The organism is Mesorhizobium sp. M0208, from assembly GCF_040322015.1.
In the GTDB taxonomy this organism is placed as follows: domain Bacteria; phylum Pseudomonadota; class Alphaproteobacteria; order Rhizobiales; family Rhizobiaceae; genus Mesorhizobium.
Map to the genome: position 1 here is coordinate 1 of NZ_JAMYSP010000090.1, position 5,280 is coordinate 5,280.

8 protein-coding genes and 2 pseudogenes are annotated in these 5,280 nt (G+C 61.3%); 5 read left to right on the forward strand and 5 right to left on the reverse strand.

The features are described 5' to 3' along the window. Positions 1-80 precede the first annotated feature (80 nt). Positions 81-499 (reverse strand): annotated as a pseudogene (locus NKJ17_RS33455) (IS5 family transposase); the annotation flags it as partial. On the opposite strand from NKJ17_RS33455, the pseudogene NKJ17_RS34205 reads away from it, so the two are divergent. The 5 genes and pseudogenes from NKJ17_RS34205 to NKJ17_RS33475 form a co-directional block, all read left to right on the forward strand. After that, positions 500-1,089 (forward strand): annotated as a pseudogene (locus NKJ17_RS34205) (IS701 family transposase); the annotation flags it as partial. It abuts the pseudogene before it with no gap. Next, positions 1,041-1,265 carry a hypothetical protein gene (locus NKJ17_RS33460; RefSeq protein WP_352691978.1) on the forward strand — a complete coding sequence of 75 codons (225 nt, stop codon included), beginning with the start codon at positions 1,041-1,043 and terminating at the stop codon, positions 1,263-1,265. The pseudogene NKJ17_RS34205 and the gene NKJ17_RS33460, both read left to right, overlap by 49 nt. A 201-nt stretch (positions 1,266-1,466) precedes the next feature. Beyond that, positions 1,467-2,168, forward strand: coding sequence for a hypothetical protein (locus NKJ17_RS33465; RefSeq protein ID WP_352509954.1), 702 nt, complete (start codon positions 1,467-1,469; stop codon positions 2,166-2,168). Positions 2,169-2,375: 207 nt separating this feature from the next. Continuing rightward, entirely contained in the window at positions 2,376-2,708 is a 333-nt protein-coding gene (locus tag NKJ17_RS33470) for a hypothetical protein (RefSeq protein ID WP_352509956.1), read from the forward strand. Positions 2,709-3,115: 407 nt separating this feature from the next. Continuing rightward, positions 3,116-3,415 (forward strand): DUF1236 domain-containing protein, encoded by a 300-nt coding sequence (locus tag NKJ17_RS33475; RefSeq protein WP_254816945.1) that lies wholly within the window; start codon positions 3,116-3,118, stop codon positions 3,413-3,415. On the opposite strand, the gene NKJ17_RS33480 is transcribed toward NKJ17_RS33475, so the two are convergent. The 4 genes from NKJ17_RS33480 to NKJ17_RS33495 all read right to left on the reverse strand — a co-directional run bounded on the left by NKJ17_RS33480 (position 3,412) and on the right by NKJ17_RS33495 (position 5,212). Then, entirely contained in the window at positions 3,412-3,603 is a 192-nt protein-coding gene (locus NKJ17_RS33480; protein WP_352509957.1) for a hypothetical protein, read from the reverse strand. The two genes, NKJ17_RS33475 and NKJ17_RS33480, sit on opposite strands and share 4 nt — an antisense overlap. Then, positions 3,588-3,965 carry a hypothetical protein gene (locus tag NKJ17_RS33485; RefSeq protein ID WP_352691980.1) on the reverse strand — a complete coding sequence of 126 codons (378 nt, stop codon included), beginning with the start codon at positions 3,963-3,965 and terminating at the stop codon, positions 3,588-3,590. Before NKJ17_RS33485 ends, NKJ17_RS33480 begins: the two co-directional genes overlap by 16 nt. Positions 3,966-4,123: 158 nt before the next feature. Next, positions 4,124-4,831 carry an SOS response-associated peptidase gene (locus NKJ17_RS33490; RefSeq protein WP_352509959.1) on the reverse strand — a complete coding sequence of 236 codons (708 nt, stop codon included), beginning with the start codon at positions 4,829-4,831 and terminating at the stop codon, positions 4,124-4,126. A 9-nt stretch (positions 4,832-4,840) separates the two neighbouring features. After that, a complete protein-coding gene (locus NKJ17_RS33495; protein WP_352691981.1) occupies positions 4,841-5,212 on the reverse strand; it encodes a hypothetical protein in 372 nt (123 codons plus the stop codon). Positions 5,213-5,280: the final 68 nt, after the last annotated feature.

Consider the following 5,280-nt stretch of genomic DNA (forward strand, 5'->3'; position numbering starts at 1 on the left):
ACCGCGCTCGCGCAGCCGCCCCCAATCCGTTGTCCCCACTGCCGCAGAACCCTCTCCGCTAAAAATCTGCCAAAGTAGTGCTAGGCCGTAGACTCATTAGCGCGCAGCCACAGCCGCATTGAGGCGAGCTGGACCATGGCGAGGAAGTTGGCGGCAAGCTTGTCGTAGCGGGTTGCGATGCGGCGGAAGGCTTGAGCTTGGAGAAGAAGCGTTCGATCAGGTTGCGCTCTCGGTAAAGGCGCTTGCTGAAGCAGGGCTTCCAACGTCGGTTGCTCTTCGGCGGGATGTTGGGCGTGGCCCCCTGGTCCTGGATCAGCTCGCGGATGCGGTCTGCATCATAGGCCTTGTCGGCCAGCACAATGGTGCGCGGGCCGAGATGGGAGAGGAGCGTGTCGGCGATCTGCCCGTCATGCGCTTGGCCTGCCGTCAGGCCGACCCGGATCGGGAGGCCATGCCGTCGACGACGACCGTGGATTTTGGTCGTGAGCCCGCCGCGTGATACGTTCTGGGCGACGCTGTCTACTGGGCGGACAGCAGCCTTCGCGGATGCTGGAAGCTCGCGAGCAGCCCTATGTCTTGGCGGTTCGAGGCGCTCACTTCATGCGCCGTGGAGGGGATCGTCTGTTTGAGGAACCTCGCCCGAGGAACTGGCCGGCGAGTTCGAGCCCGACGACTGGGTCTGTCATGCGGCAGGTGAAGGCGCCAAAGGCCCTCGGCTCTACGACGGGGCACGCATCCGCCGCCCTTGGACGTCAAGGCGGCTTCGAGCATTGGCTTCTCGTCCGCCGCAAGCGATCGACATCCGGAGAAAAAGCCTACTACCTGGTCTTCGCCCCGCGGCCCGGTTCCTCCTTGGCCGAATTGGCGGCAGTGGCCGGCCTGTGCTGGGCGATCGAGGAGTGTTTTGAGGGCGCCAAGGATGATCTCGGACTTGATCATTGCGAGGCTCAGTCCTGGCACGGATGGCATCGCCATATGAGCCTGTGCATGGCCGCCCTGGCATTCCTCTCGAAGCTATCGGCTGATCTTCGCCGCAGCGCATGGAGCAAACCGAACGAAACGAGTCCAAAGGAGCCAATCGCCGCCTGATCCGGATGGCTGCGCTCGTCCCGAGCGTCCCCGAGATCCGCTATCTCCTCGCCCGGATCCTCATCTTCCCACCGACACAAAAGCCCTTCATCATCGCCTGGTCGTTATGGCGACGACGACATCAGGCTGCGGCCACCATCTGTCACTACAAACGGCATCGGCATCTGCAACTGTAGTACTAGATCGGCCATGCGTCTGGACCTACCCACCGGGGTGTACCGCAATTTTTTCAAATTGATTCAGAATAATTTGCTCCTCGTAAGCCACGACGCAACATACCTGGGATCAAGTAAGTCAAAAATCTCTCTGAGTGCGTTGTCAGTGCAGTAGCAGTCATCGTTTCTGCTGGTGAGACGCAATAGATAAAGGAGAGTGTCATGGCAAATGTCCTTAAGAGTTTCGCCACGGCTTTGGCCAGTGGTGCACTGGTTTTATCTTTATCTTTCCCCTCCAGCGCAGCCGGCGTTGGCGTCGGTGCAGGCGTAGCAATTGGTGGGACCGGCGGCATCAAGGCTGGTCTCGGCGCTTCAATCGGCGGCAGTGGCGGCATCAACGCGGGGGCCGGCGCCTCGATTGGTGGTCGCAGTGGAGTCAATGCCGGTGTAGGCGCTAATATAGGCGGCAGTCGGGGCATTATCGCCGGAGCCGGCGCGAACATTGGCGGCAGGAGTGGCGTCACCGCCGGTGCTGGCGCAAACATAGGTGGCACTAGCGGCGTCACTGCTGGCGCGGGTGCTAACCTAGGCGGCACGAGTGGTGTCGCTGCTGGCGCCGGTGCGAATGTCGGTGGCGCGGGCGGCGCTACAGCGGGCGTAGGCGTCAATGTGGGGGGCACGGGTGGTGTCGGCGTGGGCGCCGGTGTCGGCGTTGGTGGCGGTACCGTTCCCGGCACTCCCGGAACGCCAGGGACACCTGGAACACCAGGGACGCCCAGCACTCCCGGCCTGCCGACCGTGGTCGCCCAGATGTCCAGCAGCCAACTGACGCGCATGAAAAAGCGCTGTGTCGACGTGCTCAGCAGCGAAGGGACGTATGACAGCGATCTGCGTCAGCTTTGCCTGCTGATCGCGCGCCGCTGAGGAGAGTGCTGCGTTAACGGGAGCGTCGAATCGGCCGTGCAGGCTTTGAGGCACTCTCCTGGCCTCGCGGCCGGGCCCGTCACTCGCAAGGTGGCGGGCTTCTCTGCATCAAGGTCGCTGCACTCTATCATCTGTGAGGTCAGCAATCATCGCCCGCCGCGCCGAAAGGTGCGGCGGGCTTTTTTGCGTTTACGGGCCGCGCATCGCTTGGCAAAGGAGCGCAACCAAGCGATCGAGCGCATGATGGGCGTCGAGCGCGAGCCGGGCAAGGCGGCATTCGCCTTGCTGGCGAAGCCCGGTACCGGAAAATATGTCGGTTCAGCCTTCATCAGCTTGGGGCGCGACAGGAAGGAACGGCTGTGGAAACGGGTCCAGGAACATGCCGGCGCGCCGTCGGAGGGTGTCAAGAAGCGACCGGCAACGCAGTGGGTTGAGCCTAGCGTGAAGCTGCGGATCAAGCACCTTCGTGGCGAGCACAAATATATACGCCATGCCTCGCTGCTGGGCTTTGGCGACGATCCGAAGCATCCGGGGAACTAAGGGTCCGCCTGCCAAATCCAGCAAGGCCGGCGGACCCTATCAGCGCATGAAGGGACTTTTTATGCGCAGATACTGACTTTGGGCTGGAGTGTCGTTTTTCAGCTGGCGACCATTCCTATCACCAAAAATGTAATGGAGACCGCGAACACCGGTGCAAGCAACCAGCGGGCTTGGTGGACACTATCTTCCATGGGCCGTTTCTCCTCCATGAGTTCGCAAGAACGGGACAAGGAATGTCGCGGTTCCGCGCGACACCTTGTTCAGACCATTACGTCTAGAGCTTCAGACTTAGGTCCGGCGGTCTAAGGACCTAAGGCCGGCCGAGGAACGTTCGTTGGTTGGCTCACGTTGTGTGAGCTTGGCGCGATGAAGATTGCGTCCCGGCAAATTCCAACAAGGAGACAGCTATGAGAATGCATCTTTCCACCGCAGCCGCGGGATTTTTGCTGCTGGCCGGCATTGGTGCCGCTGCTGCTCAGGACGTGATCATCGAACCTCAGCAGGAAACCGTCATCAAGGAATACGTGAAGAAGCAGCCGCTCGCATCGGTGAAAATCCCTGGAGTGGAGCTTAATATCGGCTCGCCCCTCCCAGACACCGTGGAGCTTCACGAGGTCCCGAACGTCAAATACCGTTACGTTGTGGTCGACGGCAGAACCGTCCTTGTCGATCCCGGCACACGCAAGATTGTCAAAGTCTACGACTAATCTGATCTTGGGAGCGCTGGCCCGGATGGCGACGGCAAAGCGTCAATAGACCGGGTCAGTCGCTCGACCGTCTCGATAATCGCCTTTGCCAACGCCTCGCCCTCGTGCGCCGGCAACGGGCCGTAGAGGCAGTTCACGGCTTCCTCGCTCGGCAGCACGCCAGCCGGGCAGGTCATCTCGATAGCCATGCGTACGAGCTGCAGGCCGGTTCTTCGCCGTAGATATAATTCTCGTCCATCGTCAGGATACTGGCGCTGCGGTGGCGATCGTCAAGGCGCATCATCGCGCGCGCGATGGCGAGCTGCGCCTCGACTTTGGCGTTTTCCTTCTGCGTCATGTTGTCGGCCGCGATCAGCCACCGAAGCGACCGCATGATCTCCCCGCGCGTCCAGCCGGCCTCTAGCATGCAATCGACGATCGCCTGAAAGCCCGGCTCCATAGCCTCCTGGCAATCGATCTCGCGGTCGGCATACTCGCCATTTCGTCTTGGCGGGCTGATCATTTCGAATTGCTCCTCAGAGATATGCTTCGCCGTCGGCGCGGTGTTCAAAACAGAACCAATGCGATGGCTGCCTCGGCTTCGCGAATCCCCATCCGGCATCCTTGCCGCAATCGGGATGCTCGCACCTATGATGCTGAACGCCCAGACGTGTGACGGGCTCTATTGCACCGGGAAGGCGGATCAGCTCGTCGCTCATGGGGATGCTTTCAAAGCAGCGACCCTTGTGCAGGTGCCGGCAGCGGAACTTTGATCTGTGTGGCCGGCTTCTCCACGATCACGAGAGCGTCGTCAGGCGCCGACCGCTGCAGCCATTTCGCTTCCGACCATGGCGCGGTCAGCCAGGTCTCGGCTTCCTCTCGCGTGGTCAGGATCACCGGCATCGCCTTCTCGTGGATCGGCTCGATTAACGCGTTTGGCTTTGTGGTCATGAAGGCATAAAGCTCATGATCGCCGGGGCCTTCCTTGACCTTGCGGACCCCTTGCCAGCGTGTCCACAGGCCCGCGAAGAAGAACAGCGGCCGGTCCTCGCTGAGGGCGAACCAGAAGTTCCGCTGTATGCCGCCTGTCTCCGGGTCCTTATCGCCTGGGGTAGGGCGGGGCTCGGCAAAGCTCGTCACCGGCACCACGCAGCGGTGCTCGATACCGACATACTGCTGCCAGTGGCCGTATTGAGGGTTGCGGATATTGGTCGTGCCGGAATCGGCATTGCCTTTGACGCGCTCCAAGGGCGTCGGCATTCCCCAACGCAGCTTGGCAAGCTCGCGCGTCCCGTCCTGAGCATTGCGGACGACCGGGCCGAACTGGTTGGGATAGATGTCGATCGACGGCTCAAGGTTGCCCAGGAGATCGCGCAAGGCTCCGGTCCATTGGCGGATCGCCTCCTGGCTGGTGGTGATGTTGTAGAGGTTACACATGTCGTCGCCTCAGTTACGCAGGGCCTGGGGAACGCTCAGCGGCCCGAGATCGAGAGTTCTCTTGTATTCGCCAGTCCGGCGCCAGACACCGCGTGCCTTGCCGTTTTCCCGATCACGCTTAGGATCGAACATGATGCCTCCGAAGTGGTCAAGGAACGCCTGTGCAGACGCCTGGTCGGCGAAGCAGTACAGCCGCCAGTTCTCATATGTCTGATCCGGCCATATCGCCTGCACCTGCCTTGTTATTGGGACCAGCCCTCGCTCTTCGCAGAAATCGCGGATCAGCGAGAAGCTGTGTCCCGTGCATAGATCATCGGGCAGCGCAACCTGGTAAGGCCACTCGCGGTCAATCTTGGCCCGCGAGGGGCGACGGCTGCGCATCGGTCAGTGGTGAGCGCCGGATTTCTTGTTCTCTCTCAGGTAAATGTCGGTCTGGTGGCGCATCGCAT